Raw genomic sequence first — 21,295 nt, 5'->3', positions numbered from 1 at the left:
ATCCTTAGCGTCCGAGCGCAAAAGGATGCGGGTCGCCGAGGCGGCCCGGGGTCTCGCCGACCGCGGGTTCACGCCTCGGGACCGCCCCGGCTCATGCCTCCGGGACAAACACGTTCATCGACGGCGTCTGGATCCCTTGGAACTTGTTCTTCCAGTTGTACGCGATGTTCAGCACGCGCCGCCGGTCGCCCGGCGGTCCCGTCACCACGCTCACGGAGGTCCCGTCTTCCGGGATCTCGACGCGGGTGTCCCGCCAGTCGAACCCGGCGAGCAGTTCCGAGGGGTTCTCGACCGACACCGTCCCGCTGTTCCTGTTCACCTCGTAGAGGCGGTAGGCGTCGGCTTCGAGCAGCCGCTTGATCTCTTCAAGGTCGTCGTCGAAGTGTGCTTCGAGCGCGTCGGCGGTGTGGTAGCCGCAGACGATCAGGTGCGCGAACGTCTCGACGTTGCGCGGGTTCTGCTCGGCCTCGCGGAGGTGGTCGAAGTACGCGAGTTTCTCCTCGCGGTCGAGGTCGAGGATCGCGTTGACGATCCGGGCCGCCTCGCGCTCCCTCTCCGTCGCGTCCGAGTCCGCGAGGACCTCGTCCGCCCGCGACCCCGTGTTCTGCCCCCGCGAGACGTCGAGGACGTTCTTGAGGTGTTTCGCGCGGTCGTACACCGCCGACTTGTACGACCAGTCGCGGACGTCGTCCGGGTAGCCGTCGAACTCGCGAAGGAGCGCCTCGCGGTCCTCGGGGAACCTGATCTCCTCGCGGAAGTCGCTCCACGCCGTCGCGTCCTCGAAGAGCCCGAACTGCGTCAGCGTGTCCTGCCCGAGGTTCGCCCGCGTGCCGCCGCTCGCGACGAACTTGGCCTCGACGAACGTCTCCCCGTCGGGCGACTCGACGATCAGATCGCCCAGCGAGTCGTAGGAGTTGCCGGCGTGGCGAACCGCGGTCAGGTCGGGGAAGTCGCTCCGGAGCCGATCGGCGAGCGCCTCGCCGAGATCGGGTCGCCCCCGCTCTTCGAGGTCGGCGTCCGGCTCCGCGCCGTTCGCGAGCTGCGCCGTCAGCTTCTCCGTGGCCTCGACCCAGCCGCGCTCGTGTTTGCCCATGTGGCTTGTCGGTCGGCGACGGGAAATAAAGGAACCGCGTACTGGCGGCGAGCTCCCGACCGCCGTCGGTCGTCGGATAAACCGTGCCGCGAACGAGGTGCGTTTAATTCGGTCGCGTCCGAACGGCCGGCCAACGGCGTGTGTAAAAATGGATGAGGTCGCCCCCGGGCTCCTCGTGGGGACGATGTCGGACGCCGAAGACGAGTCGCTGCTCCGGCGCCGCGGCGTCGACGCCGTCGTGTCGCTGACGTACGACGACCCGGACACCGGCGCCGTCGCTCGCGTCGACGCGCCGATGACGGACGGGCCGCGAAACGAGTACGAGGCGTTCGCCGCCGCCGCGGAGACGGTCGTGGAGCGGCGCGAGGCCGGACAGCGCGTCCTGGTTCACTGCTCGGCCGGCGCCTCCCGCAGCCCGGCGGTCGCCGCGGCGGCGATGGCGCGACTGACGGACAGGGGCCTCGACGAGGCGTTCGAGCAGGTGCTCGCGCGGCGATCCGAAGTCGACCCGCACGACGCGCTGGTCCGGCGGGCGGCGACGTTCGTAACCGAAGGTAGCGAATGAGCGGCGAGGTCGCAGGAAGAGCCTAGGCCGAGATTTGAACTCGGGGTCTCGTCCTTACCAAGGACGCGCTTTACCGCTAAGCTACCCAGGCACGCACTCAGTCGTTGACCGGATTCGACTTTATGGGTTTCGATCCGCGGGCGCGACGTCCGGGAATCGGGACCGGTTCCGGCGTCGTCCCCGATCCGGTCACCGATCGGTCGCGCTGACGGCGCGATCCGAGATATCGGCGATACGGTCGGCGGTCGTCTCAGGTAGCGCCCGGCCCGCGGGCGGGAACTCGCCGTCGCAGTCGGCCGCGAGGTCGCGGGCGTACGCGAGGAGTTCCTCGGGCGGGTCGCCGCCGACCGCCGTGGTCCCGGCGACGACGGCGAGTTCCAGCGCGTCGACCTCCAGGTTGCGGTCGAGCCCGACCGCCGTCTCGGCGTCCGTCCCCTCGCGGTCGCGGAGCGTCTGGTCGCGGCCGAACGCGCGCACCACGTCGACCGCGGGGCGGGCGGCGTCGGTACACGCCAGGAGCGAGAAGCCGCGGGAGACGAGCACGTCGGCAGCGAGGATGTCCATGTCCGCGTCGATGTCGGCGGCGGTCGGCGCGGTCACCCACGGCTCCTCGCGGGCCACCGTACGGGTGAGCCGCAACCCCTCGTAGATGAGCTGTACGCCGGCGGCGCGATCGGTCACGTCGCCGAGCTCGACGTCGGGGTCGAGCGCGCGAGCGGTGACCAGCGCCAGCACGCCGGGGGTCACCGCCGCCTCGCCGATTCGCGCGTCGAGGGCCTCGCGGAGCTGTTCGGGCTCGACGTCCGCGAGCGCCTCGCGCGCGGCGTCACGCGCTCGCGCGGCATCGTCCATTGGTAACCGGTAGACGAGCGAAGGGCAAAGACCTTTGGAAACGAACGGGATTCCGTCCCGTGATCCGAACCCGAACCGACGGCGACGTGCGCGTCGTCACGCTCGACCGCCCCGAGGCGCGCAACGCGCTGCGCCCCGCCGACCTGACCGCCTTGCGCGAGGCCTTCGAACCGCCCGCGGCCGGCCCCCGGGCGCCGGTGACGTACCTCCGCGGCGCGGGCGACGCCTTCTGCGCCGGCGCCGACCTCGACGCGGTCGCGGCGCTCGACGACCCAGAGACGTTCGCGCGGCGGGGCCAGCGCGTGGCCGCCGCGATCGAGGACTCTCCGTCGGCCGTCGTCTGCGGGGTCGACGGTCCCGCCCGCGGCGGCGGCGTCGAACTGGCGCTGGCGGCGGACGTGCGCGTCGCGACGCCGCGGGCGACGTTCGCCGAGCCGGGGGTCTCCCTCGGTCTGTTCGGCGCGTGGGGCGGAACGGTGCGACTGCCGCGGGTGATGGGCGAGGGGGAGGCGCTCGACGTCGCGCTCTCGGGACGGGTACTTGACGCGGAGGCCGCCCTCCGGACCGGGCTCGTCTCGCGCGTCGTCGACGACCCCAGATCTGTGGCCGACGAGATAGCGGCGGGCGAGGCCGACGCGCTGGCAGTGATCAAGCGCCGGCTCCGCGACCGTCGGGACGACGGGGCGCAGGAGCGCGCGGAGGCCGCGGCGTTCGCCGACCTTCACGACGCCCACGCCGACGAGATCGCGCGACAGCGCGAGCGGTGAGCGGGGAGATCGCGGCGTCGGCGTCGCTCCGCCGTCCCGGGTCGCGTTGGGTCGCGTATCGTTTCTGGCGGACTGCGAAGGCCCGGAACCACGATCCCACGGCCGCCGGCTCCGCGTTTCTAAACGTATCCGAAAGCAAAAACGTTCCCCGTTCTACCGCGCTACGGATAGGTTCTGTGACCGCTGTCCGGATCCGCTCGTTCGCCGGGGTGGTACATACTGGAGTCGGGAGGGAGGCGGCGACGCTCACCCCGACGGGAGCGCCCGACACGCGTCCGACGGGCCGGACAGTCGAGTTCCTCAATAACAACTATTTATTATGTATGTTCAGAATGTCACTATCATGGTCTCGCGTCGAGAGTTCCTGAAGACGTGTTGTGCCACAGGAATAGGGGCCACTTTCGCCGGACGAGCCGCCGGCACGGACGTACCGGTCGGCCGGGCGTCCATCCGAGCCACGGGCGACGTCTTCCTGAGTGGAACTCACATGTATCAGTTCGACTCGGCAAACTCGGGACACGCCCCGAACCTCCGGCACGCGAGGCGTGACGTAGACGTCCAGTGGCAGCTGTCTCCCGAAGGGACCGTCGAGTCACCACCCGTAGGCGTGGGGAAGACGGCCTACGTGTGTTGTTCGGACAGCGGGCCGAACGTGTACGCGATCGACACGACCACGGGCGAAACTGTTTGGAAGCGGGCCGCAGACGGGAGTCGGATAACGGGTGCGCCGGCCGTCGCCGGCGGCAATTTGATCATGGGAACGGCGAGCGGGAACGTTTTCGCGTTCGATCTGAGCTCCGGCGAACAACGGTGGCAGCAGAACGCCTCGGGCTCGATCTATCGTTCGCTCGTCGTCGACGGCTCGACCGTCTACGCGGGCGGTGGCGGCACGATCGACGCCTTCTCGGCGACCGACGGTTCGAAGGTCACCACGTACCGAGCGACGACACCGCCGGCGATCGCGGACGGGTCGCTCTTCGCCGGGAACGGTCGAAGCGTCGTCGCGTACGACCTTGAGAGCGGTGAGCAGGAGTGGTCCGTCGAAATCGGAGCGGAGATCATTCAGACACCGACCGCCACCGCGGACCAGGTGTTCGTCGGCGGTGACGACGTGAACGTGTACGCCCTCGATGCGTCGTCCGGGGACGTGAACTGGACCCACGACGCAGACTTCCACGCCGGCGTCCATTCACTCAACCACTCGTTCGCACTGGCGTTCGATCAACTCCACGTCTCGACCGGGCGGGACACCCTCGGACTAGACCCGGAGACCGGGGAAGTGGTCAGCAGTCGGTCCGGGCGACGGTCTGACGTCGCCGGCGCACCGATCGCTACCGCAACAACGCTGATCTGGGCGTACGAATCCGGAGAGGTGTCTCTCTCCGGGATATTCGAAGTGGACGGGACGATTCCCGCTTCTCCCGGCGTTACGAACGGGCAAGTTATCGTCCCGACCCGAGGGACTGTCTACGGGCTCGGAAACGGGAACGAACCGCCCAGCGCCGCCTTCAAGTACGCTCCGTCGCCCGCGGAAGCGAACGCCACCCTCACGTTCAACGGCGAACCGTCCACCGACGGTGACGGAGAGATCGCCGAGTATCGTTGGCGATTCGGACCGGACGGGACCACCGTGACCAGGTCGACGGTCGAGTACGCGTTCGAAGAGCCCGGAGAGTATCCCGTTACGCTCGAAGTGATAGATGACGAGGGAGCTACTGACACCCGGACGGAGCGCGTCGAGATTACCGAAGCAACGCCACAGACCAACGCGACCGAGACCACGAACACCACCGAAGGGAGTGGCTCGGAAGGCCCCGGCTCGGAGCAAAGCGTCGGCGACGGCAGTTCCTCTTCCGACCAGTTCAGCGCTCTCCCGTTCGCCGGGATACTCGCCGTCGTCAGTGGATTCGGATACGCTGCCTATCGACGGTCGCGAGACGACGAAGAGTAATCACCAGATCGCAGCCCTCTCCGCGGTCGGTATAGACACCGCATTCCCGGGGAAGACACGGTCGCGGCGTTCCGTCCCAGTCGACGCCCGGCGTGCCGCGTTGGTCGCGATCTCAAAGACTTAAGTGAGTCTCCAAACAAGGGACGAATGCGAAGCACGCACCGGTAGTGTAGTGGTATCACGCAACCTTGCCATGGTTGCAACCCGAGTTCAAATCTCGGCCGGTGCACTTTCTGCGGTCGTGCCCTGGCCTGACTCCCGCTCGCTTCACTCGCGGGAGTCTCGGCCGGTGTATTTTCTGAGCGAAGCGAGGAAATTACCGAGAGAGATTTGAACGCTATCAGTTGCGGCTCAACTCTCTCAGAGCCGGCCGGCGCGGTTCACGTGCGAAAAATCGGAACGGGTCTCCGTCGAGGTTCCTACTGGTTCAGCACGCTCGACCACTGGCTGGTGTACGTCGCCTGGTTCGGCTCGAACGAGACGCGCTCGGTAATCGTCCCGTCGCGCTCCTCGAAGGCGTTCACGTACGACTCCTCCAGCGACTGGCCGTAGGCGTCGTTGAGGTACAGCGTCCCCGAACTCGCCGCGCCGACCGTGTCGCTGACGGCGAGGTCGGCCATCGCTGGCCCCTGAAGCAGGTCGGAGGGCGCGGTCCGGAAGATGTAGTCGTTGTCCTCCAGATCGGTCACGTTCGGGTCGGTCGAGGACGGCGAGATGCCGACGACGCCGTTCGGGATGAACACCTGGTCCGAGACCTGGAGGTTAACGTTCGACGACGCCGGGCCCACGACGGCGCCGTAGCCCGCGTTGACGATGGCGTTCGCGCCCGAGATACCGGCCTGCGGGTCCGTCTGCGTGTCCTCAACTCGGGTCTCGACGTCGACGTTGATCCCCGCGTCGTTGACCTGCGTCGCCGCGAGCAGGGCGCCGTCGCGGATCGGGACGCCGAGCGGACCGAGGTCACCCGTCTCCGGCATCAACACGCCGATTCGCGCGGTGAACGAGTCGACGCCGACCGGGTCCGCGGCGGTCGCGTTCCGGTCCTCCTCGGAGAGTTCGTTGCCGAACTCGACGGTGTCGAGGGTGACGAGTTCGCCGTCTTGGAAGTCGACGATGTCGTACGCGGCGGTGGCGATGTCGCCGTTGACGTCGAAGTTGACGCCCGAGGACGCGCCCACGTAGTGGACCGGATCGCCGGCGGCGACCGTCTCGACGGCCTCGGGGAGGTCCGCGGGGCCGAACTCGTCGCCGCCGGGATTGGCGACGGTCCGGACGCGGTCGCGGATCGCCTCGCCGCTGTTCTCGCCCGCGGCGGTCGCCGCGAGGATCTCGACCGCCATCGCGTCGTACGCCTGCGCCGTGAACACGCCCGGCTCCTCGCCGTACTCCTCCTGATACGACTCGGTGAAGAACTCCGCGCCGGGACCGCCGGCCGAGGGCGCGGTGCCGATGACGTTGTTCATGTCGTTGTCGACCTCGCCGGGCAGGTCGCTGTCGATCAGCCCGTCGGGGACGATGATGTCGAGGTCGGGCGCGCTGTCGGCGAAGTCCGAGTAGAAGTCGCGGAACAGCTGGATACCGGACTGCGGGAACCCGACGACCATCACGGCGTCCGGGACGTTGCTCTGGTCGCCGCCGTCGGACCCGTCGGAGCCGTCGTCCCCGTCCATCCCGTCGCCGCCGTCGTCTCCGTCGGACCCGTCGCCGCTCTCCGTCGAGCAACCGGCGAGCCCCGCGATGCCGACCGCGCCGGCGCCCTTGAGTACGTCGCGTCGCTGGATTCTTCGCTTCATCCTGCGAGCGAATACCATGCGAGCCATTATAAGTGTATCCACGACCACAAATACCACACCCGCGAACTCCCCGAATTCAGACGGCTCCTCTCGCGGTCTGGGAGGCTTACGGTGCGTCTCGGGCCGGACCGGCGGCGACCGGAAACGCGGGTCGTTCCCGCTCGCTGATAGGTGGTCGGGGGCGCGTGACGGAACGCGAACGGGACGCCCCGTCGAACCGGGATCGGCCGCCGTGGCGACGGGGACTCGACCGCACCTCGCCGCCAGCCGTCGGCTCAGTACCCCTGCGCGTTCCCGTCCTTCCGGGGTTCGGTGGCGGCCGAGAGGACCCCGTCGCGGTTGCGAGCGATCTGCGCGCCGCCGAACATGACCGGCGAGAGCGTCCGCACGTCGTGATCCTTCCGGACCAGTTTGGCTGCGGCGTCGTCGTCGAAGTGAGGTTCGAGCGCGAGTTCGCCGCCCTCGCGGTAGCGCCACCGCGGCTCGTCGAGCGCGCGCTGGAGGGGCATATCGTAGTCGACCAGATTCGAGATCACCTGGACGTGGCCCTGCGGCTGCATGTACCCGCCCATCACGCCGAACGCCGCCCAGTCGTCCTCGTCGAACCGGACCACGCCAGGGATGAGGGTGTGGAAGGGGCGCTTGCCTGGTTCGAGGCTGTTCGGGTGGTCCGGGTCGAGCGAGAACGAGGCCCCGCGGTTCTGGAGGGCGATGCCGGTGTCGCCCGCGACGAGCCCGGAGCCGAAGCCGGCGAACCGCGAGTTGATGTAGGAGACGACGTTCCCGGCGTCGTCGGCGACCGTGAGCAGCACGGTGTCGGCGTCCTCCGCGTTCGCGTTCGGCACCCCGAAGGAGACGTCGTGCGAGGCGGTCTCGCCGACGCGGGCGGCGCGCTCGGCGGCCCAGTCGGCCGACGCGAGCGGGGGGATCTCCTCGTACTCCGGGTCGGTGATGTAACGGTGGCCGTCGTGGAAGGCTCGCTTCAATGCCTCGGCGAAGTAGTGGACGCGCTCGGGGGAGTCGTAGTCGTGCTCGCCCGCGCCCAGTTCGGCGGCGACGTTGAGCGCCTCCAGCGCGATGAGTCCCTGATTGTTCGGCGGTAGCTCGTACACCTCGGCGCCGTTGTACGTCGTCGACACCGGCTCCGGCCACTCGACCTCGAACTCGGCGAGGTCGTCGACGGTCATGAACCCGCCCTGCGACTGGACCTCGTCGGCGATCGCCTCGGCGATCTCGCCCTCGTAGACGGCGTCCGCGCCCTCCTCTGCGATCGTCTCCATCGACTCGCCGAGCCGCGGGAGCGTCACCGTCTGGCCGACGGCCGGCGGCTCGCCGTCGAACAGGAACGCCTCGCGGGCGTGGTCGTCGGTGAACAGCGCGTCGGCGCTCGCCCAGTAGGAGGCGATCACCTCGGACACCGGGTACCCCTCGGTCGCGTACCGGATCGCCGGCGCGAGCGCGTCGGCGAGCGTGAGCCGACCCAGCTTCTCGACGGTCGCCTCCCAGCCGCGGGCCGTTCCCGGGACGGTGATCGCGTGCGGCCCGTAGAACGGCATCTCGGCCTCGCCGGCGTCGTCGACCGCGTAGCCGCCGTCGTCCGGGTAGTAGGAGTCGGCGTCGTCGTCCTCGGCGAGCGCCGCCCGCACACTTTCGATCGTCGCGTCGGCGGGCGCGCCGCCGCAGGAGCGCATCGCGCCGACCTCGCCGTCGGCGGTCCGGTACAGCGCGAACACGTCGCCGCCGAGCCCGGTCGAGGTCGGCTCGACGACGTTGAGCGCGGCGGCGGTCGCGACCGCCGCGTCGAACGCGTTGCCCCCCTCGCGTAACACCTCGATCCCCGCCTGGCTCGCGAGCGGCTGGCTTGTCGCCACCACGCCGCGCTGGCCGTACACGGTCGACCGGCGCGACGTGAATCGGTCTAAGTCCGGATCCATACTCTCGATCCGGTCGCCCGGCACATAAACATCGATCCGGATCTATCCGGTCTGTTCGCTCCCGACCGAACGATCTGCCACCGGAAGGCGGGGCTCGGTCGCGCTTCGCCAGACAATAGTGAACGATCATGTCAATACGTCCAATTGTCACCGAATCGGTCAATTACTGTACGGATGACGACCTGATGTACTGCATAGAATAGTTTTTAACGACCGACGTGTACGTGTTGGTGTGTCTCACTCTGACAACGGACAGACGAAATCGGCAGCGACTCGCCGACGGGTTCTCGCCGCAATGGGCGGTGCGAGCGTCGTCGGCCTCGCAGGTTGTGTCGGCGGCGACGGCGGCGACGGGTCCGACGGCGGCGACGGCACGAACGAGTTCGTCGCGTCGGCGGCTGCGAACCCGGGCACGTTCGACCCGACGATCATCACGGACGCGACCTCCAACTCCGTCGTCGGCACCATGGCCTACGAGCGGTTGGTCGCGTTGACGTTCGACTACTCCGAGTTCCGGGGCGAACTCGCCTCCAGCTACGAGCAGGTCGACGACACCACGTTCCGGTTCCAGCTCCGCGAGGGGGTCACGTTCCACAACGGCGACGAGTTCACCGCCGAGGACGTCCAGTTCTCCATCAACCGGACGAGCGGCACGACGAACGACGCCGACGTCTCCTTCATCGAGAACGTCGAGATACTCGGCGACTACGAGGTCGAAATCACCTCGACCGACCCGCACGCGCCGTTCTTGAACGACCTCGCCGCGGTCCCGATCCTCACGAGCAAGACCGACGCGATCAGCGAAAGCCCGGAACAGGACGACCACTCGTTCACCGAGCAGACCCTCGGTACCGGACCGTGGGAGCTGGAGGAGTTCTCGGCCGAGGACCGAGCCGTCCTCGTCCCCTACGACGACTACTGGTACGACGGCGACGACTACCCCGGCACGGCGCCGTGGGACCGGGTCACGATCCGGGTCATCCCGGAGCAGGTCTCGCAGGAGGAGGCGATGGCCGCCGGCGAGCTCGACATGATCGACAACGCGGCGCCCTTCGAGCTCGACCAGTGGGAGAACCAGACCGGCGAGGTCGTCACCGGCAGCGCCGTCGGGTTCGACTTCATCACCTATCCGGTCAACCAGAGCCCGTTCACCAACGAGAAGCTCCGCCGCGGAATGACCCGGTTACTCCCGAAGTCCGACGTCATCGAGGCCGTCTTCGGCGGCTATGCGACGGAGCTCGCCGGCCCGATCAGCCCCGGTCTCGGAGCGTTCTGGGACCCCGAGCACGAGCAGAACCTCCTCGACGAGTACGTCGGCCAGGACGAGGAGGAGGGCCTCCGGCTCATCGGCGAGGCGTTCGAGGAGGAGGGCATCGAGGCGCCGTTCGACGTCTCCTTCATCACCAACGTCAACCGGACCCGCGAGCGGTGGATGGAGATCATCCAGCAGACGATGGACGAGACCGAGTACTTCAACGCGGAGCTCGACGTCCGCGCCTTCGACGACCTCGTCCCGTTCCTGCTCGACCCCGAGGGCGCCGCGGCCAGCACCGACGTCGTCGGCATCGGCTGGACGGGCGGCTCCGACCCGGACGGCCACATCAACCAGCTGCTCCACTCCAGCCAGCACGTCCCCGACGGATTCAACTGGAACCTCTACGAGAACGAGGAGATGGACTCGCTGATCACCGAGGGGCAGACGACCCTCGGCGCCGAGGAGCGACTCCCGATCTACCAGGACATCCAAGAGCTCGTCGCGCAGGAGGTCCCGATGGCGAACATGTGGACCGGCGACGTGATCGACGTGCTCAACCCGGCCAACGTCGAGTCTGTCGACCAGTGGAGCCCGCACCCGAACGCGAGCAACCGGTACAACACGCTGTACAAGCCGCACCTCGACGAGATCGTGTACCCGGCGGAGTAACGGTCTCAAACATCCGATAGCGCCCTCAATTCACCCCGATGAGTCTCCAACGATTTGTCATTAAACGCAGCCTGATAACCATCCCGCTGCTGCTCGGGATATCCCTGCTCACCTTCGGGATGGTCCACGCCATTCCCGGCGACCCGATCGACTTCATCACGCTGTTCACGGAGCTCGATCCGCAGACGGAGATGGAGATCCGGGCCGAGTACGGCCTCGACCAGCCGGTGTACATCCAGTACATCGACTGGGTCACCAGCGCGGCGACCGGCGACTTCGGCCGGTCGATCATCACCCGCGACCCGGTAATAAACGAGATCATGGAGCGGCTCCCGTACACGCTCGTGATGGGGATCATGGCGTTCGGCGTCACGCTCGCCACGGCGATCCCGACCGGCGTGATCGCGGCGTACTACCGCAACACCAAGATCGATCAGGCCAGCCGCGTGTTCGCGCTGCTCGGGATCGCGATCCCGAACTTCCTGCTCGGCCTGCTGCTGCTCTTGTTCTTCGCGAGCTGGCTCGACCTGTTCCCCATCCTGCCGCCCACCAGTAAGGGGATCCTCAGCTACGACATGCTGGTGTACACCCTGTTGCCGGCGATCACCATCGGGACCGGTTCCACGGCTCTGCTGATGCGACTGATGCGGTCCTCGATGGTAGAGGAACTCGACAAAGACTACGTCCGGACGGCGCGCGCGAAGGGGCTCCCGGAGCGGACGGTCGTCCGGAAACACGTCCTGCGGAACTCGCTGATCTCCGTCGTCACCGTGGCGGCGATCCAGGTCGCGTTCATCATCAGCGGCTCCGTCGTCGTCGAGATCGTCTTCTCGTATCCGGGTATCGGACGGCTGCTCGTCGATCGGGTGGGTAACCGCGACTTCCCGGTCATCCAGGCGATCGTCCTCCTGATCGGCGTCGCCGTGATACTCGCGAACTTCGTCGCCGACGTGCTCTACGCGTACCTCGATCCCAGAATCCGATACTAGATAATGTCAAGCGAAACCTCACAGCGGACGACGGAACGCGGACGAATACGGGTCTCCGGCTTCGACGTCGAGCGCGTCGACTCCCGGGACCCGCTCTCCTCGTGGCAGCCCGACCTCCAGTCGGAGGAGGGGCGCGGTCGCCTCGAGTACGCGTGGATGCGGTTCAAACGGAACCGCCTCGCGCTGTTCGGTGCGGCCACAATCGTCTTCATGGTGCTGCTCGCGGTGTTCTCCCGTCCGATCCAGCTCCCGACTAGCTTCCCGGTGCTGGCCGGAGAGACGGTCCAGCCGTTCTCGCTCGCGCCGGCCGACCCCGCGAACCAAGACGTGATCACCGGGTACCGGGAGCCCACCCTGGAGAACCTCCTCACTTGGCCGCCCACCGGACTCTACCTGTTCGGCGCCGACTGGGCCGGCCGCGACATCCTCTCGCGGGTGATGTACGGCGGGCGCTGGAGCCTCTCGATCGGCTTCATCGCCGTCGCCATGGCCCTCCTCGTCGGGATCCCGCTCGGCTCGATCGCGGGGTACTACGGCGGCAAGATCGACGAGATCATCATGCGCCTCGTCGACCTGCTGTACGCGTTCCCGTTCATCGTGCTCGCGATCGCGGTCATCGCCGTCCTCGGTCGCGGCTACTGGGAGATGATCCTCGCCCTGGTCGTCGTCGGGTGGCTCCCGTACGCCCGCATCATCCGCGGCGAGATCCTGAGCGTGAAGGAGAACGAGTACGTCACCGCGGCGAAGGCGCTCGGCTCCCGCGACCGCTCGATCATCGCGCGGCATATCCTCCCGAACGCCATGGCGCCGGTGATCGTTCAGGCGACGCTCAGCATCGGCACCACGGTGCTCGTCGCCGCGGCGCTCGGGTTCATCGGGCTCGGCCTGTCCCCGGCGAGCGCGGAGTGGGGCGTCATGCTCAACGTCGAGCAGGACGCGATCGCCCGCGGCCGCTGGTGGGCCGGGCTGTTCCCGGGCCTCGCCATCTTCGTCTTCGTGATGGCGATCAACCTCGTCGGCGACGGCGTCCGCGACGCGTTCGACCCGCAGGGCGACCAGACCGACACCGACACCGGGGGGCTCCGCTGATGGCGATGCTCGAAGTCGAGGACCTCAACGTGCGGTTCTACACCGACGACGGGGTCGTCAAGGCGACGAACGACCTCTCGTACCGGATCGAGGCCGGCGAGCGGTTCGGCGTCGTCGGCGAGAGCGGGGCCGGGAAGAGCGTCACGAGCCTCGCGCTGATGCGCCTCATCGACGAGCCGGGCGTCATCGAGAGCGGCGAGATCCGGTTCAAGGGCCAGAACATCTTGGAGATGGACGAAGAGGAGATGCGCGAACTCCGCGGCAACGAGATCGCGATGATCTTCCAGGACGCCGGGACCGCGCTGAACCCGTCGTACACGGTGGGCGAGCAGATCTCGGAGGCGATCCGGTACCACATCGGGCTCGACGAGGAAGCGGCGCGCGAGCGCGCCATCGAGACGCTGGAGTCGGTCGGGATCCCCTCGGCCGCCGAGCGGTACAGCGACTACCCGCACGAGTTCTCCGGCGGGATGCAACAGCGCGTCGTGATCGCGATCGCGCTGTCGTGCGACCCTGACCTGATCATCGCCGACGAGCCGACCACCGCGCTCGACGTCACCATCGAGGCGCAGATCCTCGAACTGCTGGAGGAGGTCGCGACCGAGTTCGACACCGCCATCCAGCTCATCACCCACGACCTTGGCGTCGTCGCCGAGTTCTGTGACCGGGTCATGGTGATGTACGCCGGCCACCCGGTGGAGATGGCGCCGGTCGAGGACGTGTACTACGACCCGCAACACCCGTACACCGTCGGGCTGATGAGCTCCATCCCGCGTATCGGCGACGAGCGCGACAGGCTCCAGACGATCCCGGGCCGGATGCCGGACCTGATCGAGATGCCGCCGGGCTGTAACTTCCACCCCCGGTGTCCGTACGCCGAGGAGTCGTGTACCCGGGTGGAGCCCCAGCTCGTCGACGTCGAGACGGGAGAGCCCGCGGACCCGATCAACAGCGACGCGCAGAGCGCCGCGTGTCTCGCACACACCGGCGAACTCACCGGCGAACTCGACTACGAGGTGACCGTCCGCGGCGAGGACGACCCGGTCGGGTCGGGCGACGCGGCGAGCTCAGCGGGGGTGAGCGACCGATGAGCGGCTCCGAGCCGCTCCTCCGCGTCGAGGGGCTCGAGAAGTACTACGAGTCCGAGAGCGACTTCATCGACCGCCTCCTCGGCCGGCAGAAGAAGGTGAAGGCGGTCGACGGGGTCTCCTTCGAGATCGAAGCGGGAGAGACGCTGGGGCTGGTCGGCGAGAGCGGCTGCGGGAAGAGCAGCATCGGCCGGTCGATCCTCCAGCTCCGCGAGCCGACCGCCGGCTCGGTGTACTTCAAGGGCGAGGACATCACGACGTTCTCCGACAGGGAGCTCCGGGATCTGCGAAAAGAGATGCAGATAATCTTCCAGAACCCGCAGTCGAGCCTCAACCCGCGGCTGACGGTGAACGACATCATCGGAGAGGCGCTCGACATCCACGGGATCGAGGGGGGCGTCTCCCGCGACGCCCGGATCAAGGAACTGCTCGACCGCGTCGGGCTCAACGCGAGCCACGCCAACCGGTACCCGCACGAGTTCTCCGGCGGACAGCTCCAGCGGATCGGGATCGCCCGCGCGCTCGCCGTGGACCCCGACTTCATCGTCTGCGACGAGCCCGTCTCGGCGCTCGACGTGTCGGTCCAGGCCCAGATCCTCAACCTGTTGGAGGACCTCCAAGACGAGCTTGGGATCGCGTACCTGTTCATCGCGCACGACCTCTCCGTCGTCGAGCACATCGCCGACGAGATCGCCGTCATGTACCTCGGCAAGATGGCCGAGATCGGCACGCCAGAGGAGCTGTTCGCGCCGCCGCAACACCCGTACACCGAGGCGCTGCTGTCGGCGATCCCGGAGCCGGACCCGCTGTGGGAGGGCGACCGGATCCTGCTGGAGGGGTCGGTTCCCTCCCCGATCGATCCCCCGTCCGGCTGTAAGTTCCACACGCGGTGTCCCCGCGTCATCCCGCCCTCGGACTACGAGTTCGAGCAGGCGGAGTGGCGCGCGGTCATGTCGCTCCGCCACCGCGCCCGCGAGGAGGACATCGCCGTCGAGACGTTCGACGCCGGCGAGAGCGCGCTGATGGAGGCGCTCCGCGAGGAGCTCGACCTCCCATCGACGCTGTCGGACCCGGAGGCAGAGGAAGTGGTCCAAGAGGCGCTCCGGCTGGTCGCCGACGAGGAGTTCGAGCACGCCGAGCGGGTGCTCGACGAGACGTTCGACACGCCCTGCTCGACGGACGAACCGGTGCTCCGCCAGACCGACGCGGGGCGCGTCGCGTGTCACCTCTTCGACCCGGCTTACGAAGCCGGGCCGACTGAGGGGGCGGCGCCCGACGACGGTACCGTCCCCGGCTCGGCCGCGAGCGGCGACGACTGACCCCGGTCCGTCGTCCCTCCCGCCCGGGAGCGGCCCCGACGACACGCTTATTCCTCCCGGCGGGAACCTCCACGCATGCCTCGCTCACGTCGGCGGGACGGCGTCGACCGCTCCGACGACGACCCGTTCCGGCCGAATGAGTCCGTCGAACGCCACCGCCCTCGGGCCGCCAAGACGCTCCCGGCGGCGACGCTCGCACGGTGGCTGCTCCCGGCGCGGCTTCACCGCTGGGCCGTCTCCGTCAGCGTCGACACGCCGGCGACCGTGTACGAAGCGGGCGAGCCGATCCCGGTGGCGATCGAGCTCCGGAACCCGCTTCCGGTCCCGGTAACCGTTCGGACGCGGTCCCCGGTCCCGTGGACGTGGCACGTCGACGGGCACCGCGACGCGTCACAGGTGTCCGAACCGCTCCCGGAGTCGGAAGCGCGGTTCACGCTCGACCGCGGGGAGCGGCGACGGTTCACCCGGCGGTGGCAGCAGAGCTTCCAGGTCTCGGAGACGGAGTGGCGGCCCGCCGACCGCGGGGAACACACGATCGGCGCCGGGCTCGCCGTGGACGACCCCGCCGGAAAAGGCGTCTACGACGAGACGACCGTCCGGATCGAGTGACCCGCGTCCGGGGCGCCGCAGGGCCTCACTCCTCGTCGCTCGGGATGTCGATCTCTTCCTGATGGTAACGCTCGGTCGCGAGCTCCGCGACCGCCCAGAGCGCCTCGGTGAGATCGTCCGATTCGTCGAGCGCGTATCGGTCGGGGTCGCGCCCCTCGGTCCGATCGATCTCCAGGATTCCGAACCGTTCGAGTCCGTCGAGCGCCTCGTGGACGACAGTCCGGTCGACGCCCGCGCCCTCGGCGATCCGATCGACCGGCAGCGGCTCGGACGCGTAAAATAGCGCCGCAACGACCCGCGCCCGCACTCGGTTCGTGAACAGGAGCGCGAGCCCGTTCTCCGCCACGAGCCGCGTGTACTCGTCGGTCGATTGCTCGTCCATACCCGCCGTTCACGAGCGAGCGGCATGACGGCTTCGGAACGGGCGAGTCCGCGGCGGCGCCCGCCGACCCCGCGTCACTCCTCGAACTCGGCGTAGTGACGCACAAGCCCGCACTCCGGACACATCACGGTCGTCAGCTCCTTGCGCTCGTTCATACCGAGCTTCCCGAGGAGCCCTGACCGTTTCTCACCGGTCCTGACGTGCGCGTTCCACGCGTCGCCCATACTGAACTCGACCTCCTCCATCGTGACGCCACAGTCCGGACAGCGGTGGTCCATGGGGGTCGACTCGTGCGGCGACCTGAAAACGGTTCGTCCGCTCGGCGGCCGAGCGACGCTGTTCCCCGGGCGCCGAGCCACCCGCGTCGAGTGATCAGACTCTTTCGACGCCGGGGCGATCGGGCCGTAGGGATGACTCGCCGGGCCGACCTCGATCGCTTCTACGACCTGCTCGACGACCTCGCGCGCCGGGTCGGCGGACCGCGGAAGCTCAAGGAGTGTACCGGGTACATGGACTGGCCCGACCGGGGCGTCTACTTCTTCCTCGCCCCGGGCGAAACGCGCGCTTCGACCGACCAGTCGCGCGTCACCCGCGTGGGGACGCACGCGGTGTCCGCGGGGAGCAGCACGACCCTCTGGGACAGACTGAAACAGCACTACGGCACGGGTAGCGGAAGCTCAAACCATCCTCACGGCGGCGCTCACCGCGCGTCCGTATATCGCAAGCGCGTCGGTGAAGCGATCATCGAGAAGTACGGCCTCCGCGAGGACTACCCCGACTGGGACGAGCGGTGGTCGGGCGTCGACCGCGAGCGAGCAGCGGTCCGCGACGAGGAGTACGCCCTCGAACGGCGCGTGAGCGCGTTCGTCCGCGAACAGCCGTTCCTCTGGGTGCCCCTCGACGACGAACCCGGCGCGGATAGCGACCGGTGCGTTCTCGAACGGAACTCTATCGCCCTCCTGAGCAACTTCGATCGGGAGCCGGTCGATCCCCGGCGGACCGACTGGATCGGGCGACACAGCCGGAGCCGTGCGATCCGCGAGTCGGGACTCTGGAACGTGGATCACGCCGACGAACAGTACGACGGCGGCTTCCTCGGACTATTCGCGGACGCCGTCGACGACGCGACGCCGCCGTAGTCGGTCGTCAGGCTACTCCCGTCGTCATCGCGGCGCCGCACTCTCGGCGGCAGTGAGCGTGGTTCACTCGCGGTCGTCTCCAGTCGAACTGTACGGACGGAAAGGCTGGCCTCGGCACTCATAGGGCTCGTCGTCGCCGGGTGCCGAGTCCGGCTCGGAGCGGTGATTCGTCATCGGCCGCTCGTCGGTAGTCGCGCCGTTGAATAAAAGGATTCGGCCGCGCCGTCAGTGCGACGACCCGGCGTACTCGTTCCAGCGGTCGGTCCCGTTCGCGATCCGCCGGGTGTCCGACGGGTCGAACGTCCCCGCCGCCTGCGCGACAGCCTCCGCGGCGGTCGGAAGGTCGTCCGGAGCGTCGGTTGCGGCCGAGTCAGCGGATGGACCCGATCGGTCGGTGGGCTGTTCGGTCGGCGTCGCCTCGCGCGTGCTCGGACCGCCGGGACCGGTCGTCGTCCCCGCCGTCGAGCGTGCGTCAGTCGTGTACTACGGATGGCACGTCACAGGCAACGTGCGTATCCTTCATAATTGTTTATGTTAGTATGAGGATCGCCGCGGAGAGTAGTCGCAGCCGTCGGCGACTCAGCGATCGGCGATCAGTCTCGCCGAGCCAACGGTACGGTGATCGTCTCCTACCGGGCCGACGGTACGGTGATCGTCTCCTACCAGGCCGACCACGCGGCGAGCGTCTCGTCGCGGGCGTAGATCCGCTTGAGGTCCTTCGCGTAGGCGAGGTCGCCGGGGTGGTCGAGTTTCTCGTGGCGGTACTCGGGCGCGTCCTCACGGATGTGGAGCCCCTCGACGGTGAACTCCTCCTCGCCGAACTCCACCGTCTCGTCGACGGTGAACTCGTAGTCGCCGGGGACGTTCACTCGCAGCGACCGGGTCTGGTCCACGTCCCCGTCCTTCGGGTGGAGCGTGACCGGGACCGCGACGTTGTCGACCGCGCGGGTCCACAGCGTCTCCACGTCCGTGATGTCCGCTTCCTCGACGCGGTTCTCGGGGCCGAGTTCGATCCCCGTGATCCGCACCTGCATCAGCGCCTCGTCGGTGTCGACGACGAACTCCTCGCCGGTGCCCACGTCGCCTTCGGCGGGCACGTCCATCGTCGTGGTGAACGAGTCGCCGTCCTGCGAGACGACGACCGTCACGGCGACGGTCTCGTCCTCGGGGATCTCGGTCTTGTGGGTGTGGTCGCACTCGGTACAGCGCACGGTGGCCTGCCCGCCCGGGCTGAGGACCTCGTGGACGGTCGGCTCGGCGGGCGAACACGACGGGCAGGGGAGCCCGACGCGCGCGCCGGCTTCGGTGTCAGTCATTGGGCGCTCGTACCCGCCGCGCCCGTAAATATCCGCCCCTGTGGGGGCGGTGTGGGTCGCGCTCGCGTGGCGCGCGGCGTCGCGCGGTAAGGAAACTGGTTTACCGGAGTCCGCGGAACGGTCGCCCATGATCGTACCCGGGTCCAGCTCGCAGCAGCTCGCGGCGGCGCTCGCCGTGGAGACGGGCCGGGCGCTCGCGACCCCGACCTACGACCGGTTCCCGGACGGGGAGGGGCTCGCCGCGGTGCCCGACTTCGACGCCGACGAGGCCGTGATCGTCGCCGCGACCGACTCCGACGAGGCGTGGGTCGAACTGCTTCAGCTCCAGGACGCCGTCCGCGAGGCCGGCGCGACGGACGTGACCACCGTTGTCCCCTATATGGGGTACGCCCGCCAGGACGACTCCTTCGGCGACGGAGAACCCGTCTCCGCCCGCGCGATGGCGAAGGCGATCTCGACCGGGACCGACCGCGTCCGCCTCGTCAACCCCCACGAGTCGACCGTCGCCGACTTCTTCGACGTCCCTGTCGAGGCGGTCGACGCGGCCGGCGTCCTCGCCGACCCGCTCCCCGCCGACCTCGCCGACCCGCTCTTCCTCGCGCCCGACGAGGGCGCCACCGACGTGGCCGCGGCCGTCCGCGACGCGTACGGTGCCGGCGAGACGGACTACTTCGAGAAGCACCGCGACCGCGAGACCGGTGCCGTCGCGGTGTCGCCCTCCGACGCGAGCGTCGCCGACCGCGACGTGGTCGTCGTCGACGACATCATCGCGACCGGGTCGACGATGAGCGAGTCGGTCGCCGTCCTCACCGACCGCGGTGCGGCGCGGGTGCTGACCGCCTGCGTCCACCCGGTGCTCGCCGCCAACGCGGTGACGAAGCTCCGCGCCGCCGGCGTCGACCGGATCCTCGGCAGCGACACCGTTGAGCGCGGCTGTAGCGTCGTCAGCGTCGCGCCGGCGCTGGCCGACGCGCTGGACTGACGCCGCGTAACGGTCACTCGTCGTCGATTTCTCGGATCTCCTCGGCCGGGTTGCCGCCGACCACCGTCCGCGCCGGCACGTCGTCGACGACGACGGCTCCCGCGGCGACGACCGCGCCGTCCCCGATCTCGACCCCGGGCGTGATCACCGCCCGTCCCCCGATCCAGGCGTCGTCGCCGACGGTCACGGGGTCGCCGAACTCGCGGCCCGCGGCGCGCTCCGCGGGGTCGATCGGGTGCGTCGCGGTGTACACGTGGACCCCCGGCCCGAGCAGGCAGTTCTCGCCGAACGCGACCGGCGCGACGTCTAGGACGACGCAGCCGTAGTTCGCGAAGAAGCCGTCGCCGACCCCGACGTTGTAGCCGTAGTCGCAGCGGAACGGCGGCACGACGGTCGCGTCGCCCTCGACGGCTCCGAACAGCTCGGAGAGCAGGCGGTCGCGGCGGTCGGCCTCCGTCGGCGCGGTGGCGTTGTACCGGCGACAGCGGTCCCGCGCGCGCTTACGATCGGCGACCAGCTCGGGAGCCGAGGGGTCGTACGCCTCGCCGGCCAACATCCGTTCCTTCTCGCGTCCCATACGGCCTCCGGCGCAGCCACCGACAAAGGGCTGTCCGTCTCCGCGGAGTCGAGCGCGGCCGGCGTTCGGCGACCCTCCGGGTTGGAGTTCAGACGATCTTCATCATCCGCGTCTCGAACTTCCCGACGCGGACGCGAACCCACCCCGCCAGTTCCTCGTCGAGGGCGGGGTCGTCGGTGTCGACGCGGAGCGCGCGCACGTCGTCGAGCTTCGCGCGCGAGGCGACGATCCGGAGGTCGCAGCGCCGGATCACGGCCGGCGATACCTGCGGGTTGCCGCGGCCGAAGACGAACCCCTGCCCGCCGATCGGCGAGACGACGATCACGTTCTCCTCGCCGAGCGCGCCGAGGATCTCCGCCTCCGTGGCGTCCCGCACCACCACCTCGCCGTCGCGCCAGACGTCGACGCCGATCGGGGAGGGCTCGAAGCCGAGCTCGTCCTTGATCGCGCCGACGGTCGACCCCGGGCCGAGGACGAACGCGACGCCCTCGCCGTCGCGCTCGCGGATGTCGGCCGCGACCCCCTCCGCCAGCGACTCGACGGTCCCGCTCGCCGTCTGCTTGGAGGACTGGAGGTCGTCGGCGACCGGCACGTGCGCGACACCCCGTAGCTCCGGGTGGACCTCGCCCTCGCGGTAGGCGTCCTCGTCGATGTCCATCACCTCGCGGCGCTCGGTCCGCGAGAACGAGGCGGCGACCTCGGCGGCGTCCTCCGGCGACACCGCGAACACCGACGAGTACACCTTCACGCCGGCGGGGACGCCGAGCATCGGCACGTCGGTCCCCTCCAGCGCCGCCGCGACGTCCGCCGCGCTGCCGTCGCCGCCGACGAACCGGACGAGGTCGACGGGGTCGGCCGGGGCGGGCGCTGCGCCCCACACCCCCGTCCCCCCGCCCCCGCCGCGCCCCGCGAACGCCCCGCCCGCC

At 68.9% G+C, this 21,295-nt stretch carries 20 protein-coding genes and 2 tRNA genes; 12 read left to right on the top strand and 10 right to left on the bottom strand.

Features of this window, described 5'->3' with window-relative positions; genetic code table 11:
- Window positions 1-91: 91 nt before the first annotated feature.
- Window positions 92-1,093 (bottom strand): hypothetical protein, encoded by a 1,002-nt coding sequence (locus B9G49_RS04825; protein ID WP_086215612.1) that lies wholly within the window; start codon window positions 1,091-1,093, stop codon window positions 92-94.
- Between the two features lie 148 nt (window positions 1,094-1,241).
- On the opposite strand from B9G49_RS04825, the gene B9G49_RS04820 reads away from it, so the two are divergent.
- Complete coding sequence (locus B9G49_RS04820) at window positions 1,242-1,658, top strand: dual specificity protein phosphatase (RefSeq protein ID WP_086215611.1); 417 nt, start codon at window positions 1,242-1,244, stop codon at window positions 1,656-1,658.
- A gap of 19 nt (window positions 1,659-1,677) precedes the next feature.
- Here B9G49_RS04820 and B9G49_RS04815 read toward each other — a convergent pair.
- A tRNA-Thr gene (locus B9G49_RS04815) sits at window positions 1,678-1,749 on the bottom strand.
- Between the two features lie 98 nt (window positions 1,750-1,847).
- Complete coding sequence (locus B9G49_RS04810; protein WP_049931667.1) at window positions 1,848-2,510, bottom strand: hypothetical protein; 663 nt, start codon at window positions 2,508-2,510, stop codon at window positions 1,848-1,850.
- Window positions 2,511-2,569: 59 nt separating this feature from the next.
- On the opposite strand from B9G49_RS04810, the gene B9G49_RS04805 reads away from it, so the two are divergent.
- From B9G49_RS04805 to B9G49_RS04795, 3 genes are all read left to right on the top strand, one after another.
- Window positions 2,570-3,277, top strand: a complete 708-nt coding sequence (locus B9G49_RS04805; RefSeq protein ID WP_086215610.1) for an enoyl-CoA hydratase/isomerase family protein — start codon at window positions 2,570-2,572, stop codon at window positions 3,275-3,277.
- Between the two features lie 343 nt (window positions 3,278-3,620).
- Window positions 3,621-5,228: a PQQ-binding-like beta-propeller repeat protein gene (locus B9G49_RS04800; RefSeq protein ID WP_158093599.1), complete on the top strand. Its 1,608-nt coding sequence runs from the start codon at window positions 3,621-3,623 to the stop codon at window positions 5,226-5,228.
- A gap of 158 nt (window positions 5,229-5,386) precedes the next feature.
- A tRNA-Gly gene (locus B9G49_RS04795) sits at window positions 5,387-5,457 on the top strand.
- A gap of 190 nt (window positions 5,458-5,647) precedes the next feature.
- On the opposite strand, the gene B9G49_RS04790 is transcribed toward B9G49_RS04795, so the two are convergent.
- The gene (locus tag B9G49_RS04790) at window positions 5,648-7,021 is read right to left on the bottom strand and encodes an ABC transporter substrate-binding protein (protein WP_086215608.1); all 1,374 of its coding nucleotides are present in this window, start codon (window positions 7,019-7,021) and stop codon (window positions 5,648-5,650) included.
- Between the two features lie 275 nt (window positions 7,022-7,296).
- Window positions 7,297-8,955 carry a gamma-glutamyltransferase family protein gene (locus B9G49_RS04785; protein WP_086215607.1) on the bottom strand — a complete coding sequence of 553 codons (1,659 nt, stop codon included), beginning with the start codon at window positions 8,953-8,955 and terminating at the stop codon, window positions 7,297-7,299.
- Between the two features lie 295 nt (window positions 8,956-9,250).
- Between B9G49_RS04785 and B9G49_RS04780 the strand changes: the two genes are divergently transcribed.
- From B9G49_RS04780 to B9G49_RS04755, 6 genes are all read left to right on the top strand, one after another.
- Window positions 9,251-10,879, top strand: a complete 1,629-nt coding sequence (locus tag B9G49_RS04780; RefSeq protein WP_086215606.1) for an ABC transporter substrate-binding protein — start codon at window positions 9,251-9,253, stop codon at window positions 10,877-10,879.
- Between the two features lie 38 nt (window positions 10,880-10,917).
- A complete protein-coding gene (locus B9G49_RS04775) occupies window positions 10,918-11,868 on the top strand; it encodes an ABC transporter permease (protein WP_086215605.1) in 951 nt (316 codons plus the stop codon).
- Window positions 11,869-11,871: 3 nt separating this feature from the next.
- Window positions 11,872-12,957, top strand: a complete 1,086-nt coding sequence (locus B9G49_RS04770; protein WP_049931660.1) for an ABC transporter permease — start codon at window positions 11,872-11,874, stop codon at window positions 12,955-12,957.
- Window positions 12,957-14,048: an ABC transporter ATP-binding protein gene (locus B9G49_RS04765; RefSeq protein ID WP_086215604.1), complete on the top strand. Its 1,092-nt coding sequence runs from the start codon at window positions 12,957-12,959 to the stop codon at window positions 14,046-14,048. Before B9G49_RS04770 ends, B9G49_RS04765 begins: the two co-directional genes overlap by 1 nt.
- Window positions 14,045-15,364, top strand: a complete 1,320-nt coding sequence (locus tag B9G49_RS04760; protein ID WP_086215603.1) for an ABC transporter ATP-binding protein — start codon at window positions 14,045-14,047, stop codon at window positions 15,362-15,364. The genes B9G49_RS04765 and B9G49_RS04760 overlap by 4 nt, the downstream gene beginning before the upstream one ends.
- Before the next feature lie 75 nt (window positions 15,365-15,439).
- Window positions 15,440-15,973, top strand: a complete 534-nt coding sequence (locus B9G49_RS04755) for a hypothetical protein (protein WP_049931658.1) — start codon at window positions 15,440-15,442, stop codon at window positions 15,971-15,973.
- A 25-nt stretch (window positions 15,974-15,998) separates the two neighbouring features.
- Here the strand turns inward: B9G49_RS04755 and B9G49_RS04750 are convergent, their stop codons facing one another.
- Window positions 15,999-16,355, bottom strand: coding sequence for a GntR family transcriptional regulator (locus B9G49_RS04750; RefSeq protein ID WP_086215602.1), 357 nt, complete (start codon window positions 16,353-16,355; stop codon window positions 15,999-16,001).
- A gap of 74 nt (window positions 16,356-16,429) precedes the next feature.
- Window positions 16,430-16,633 carry a hypothetical protein gene (locus B9G49_RS04745; RefSeq protein WP_049931656.1) on the bottom strand — a complete coding sequence of 68 codons (204 nt, stop codon included), beginning with the start codon at window positions 16,631-16,633 and terminating at the stop codon, window positions 16,430-16,432.
- A 132-nt stretch (window positions 16,634-16,765) separates the two neighbouring features.
- On the opposite strand from B9G49_RS04745, the gene B9G49_RS04740 reads away from it, so the two are divergent.
- A complete protein-coding gene (locus B9G49_RS04740) occupies window positions 16,766-17,494 on the top strand; it encodes a hypothetical protein (RefSeq protein ID WP_086215601.1) in 729 nt (242 codons plus the stop codon).
- Between the two features lie 659 nt (window positions 17,495-18,153).
- Here the strand turns inward: B9G49_RS04740 and B9G49_RS04735 are convergent.
- A complete protein-coding gene (locus B9G49_RS04735; protein ID WP_086215600.1) occupies window positions 18,154-18,810 on the bottom strand; it encodes an HVO_0476 family zinc finger protein in 657 nt (218 codons plus the stop codon).
- A 127-nt stretch (window positions 18,811-18,937) separates the two neighbouring features.
- On the opposite strand from B9G49_RS04735, the gene prs reads away from it, so the two are divergent.
- Window positions 18,938-19,792 carry a ribose-phosphate diphosphokinase gene (prs, locus tag B9G49_RS04730; RefSeq protein ID WP_086215599.1) on the top strand — a complete coding sequence of 285 codons (855 nt, stop codon included), beginning with the start codon at window positions 18,938-18,940 and terminating at the stop codon, window positions 19,790-19,792.
- A 13-nt stretch (window positions 19,793-19,805) separates the two neighbouring features.
- Here the strand turns inward: prs and B9G49_RS04725 are convergent, their stop codons facing one another.
- Window positions 19,806-20,369, bottom strand: a complete 564-nt coding sequence (locus B9G49_RS04725) for a maltose acetyltransferase domain-containing protein (protein ID WP_086215598.1) — start codon at window positions 20,367-20,369, stop codon at window positions 19,806-19,808.
- A gap of 88 nt (window positions 20,370-20,457) precedes the next feature.
- A partial coding sequence (locus tag B9G49_RS04720) for an ATP-NAD kinase family protein (protein ID WP_233125163.1) occupies window positions 20,458-21,295 on the bottom strand: 838 nt, incomplete at its 5' end.

The organism is Halorubrum sp. SD683 (assembly GCF_002135045.1).
In the GTDB taxonomy this organism is placed as follows: domain Archaea; phylum Halobacteriota; class Halobacteria; order Halobacteriales; family Haloferacaceae; genus Halorubrum; species Halorubrum ezzemoulense.
Note: the sequence above shows the minus strand (reverse complement) of the source record. Positions and strands in the feature narration are given on the sequence as shown.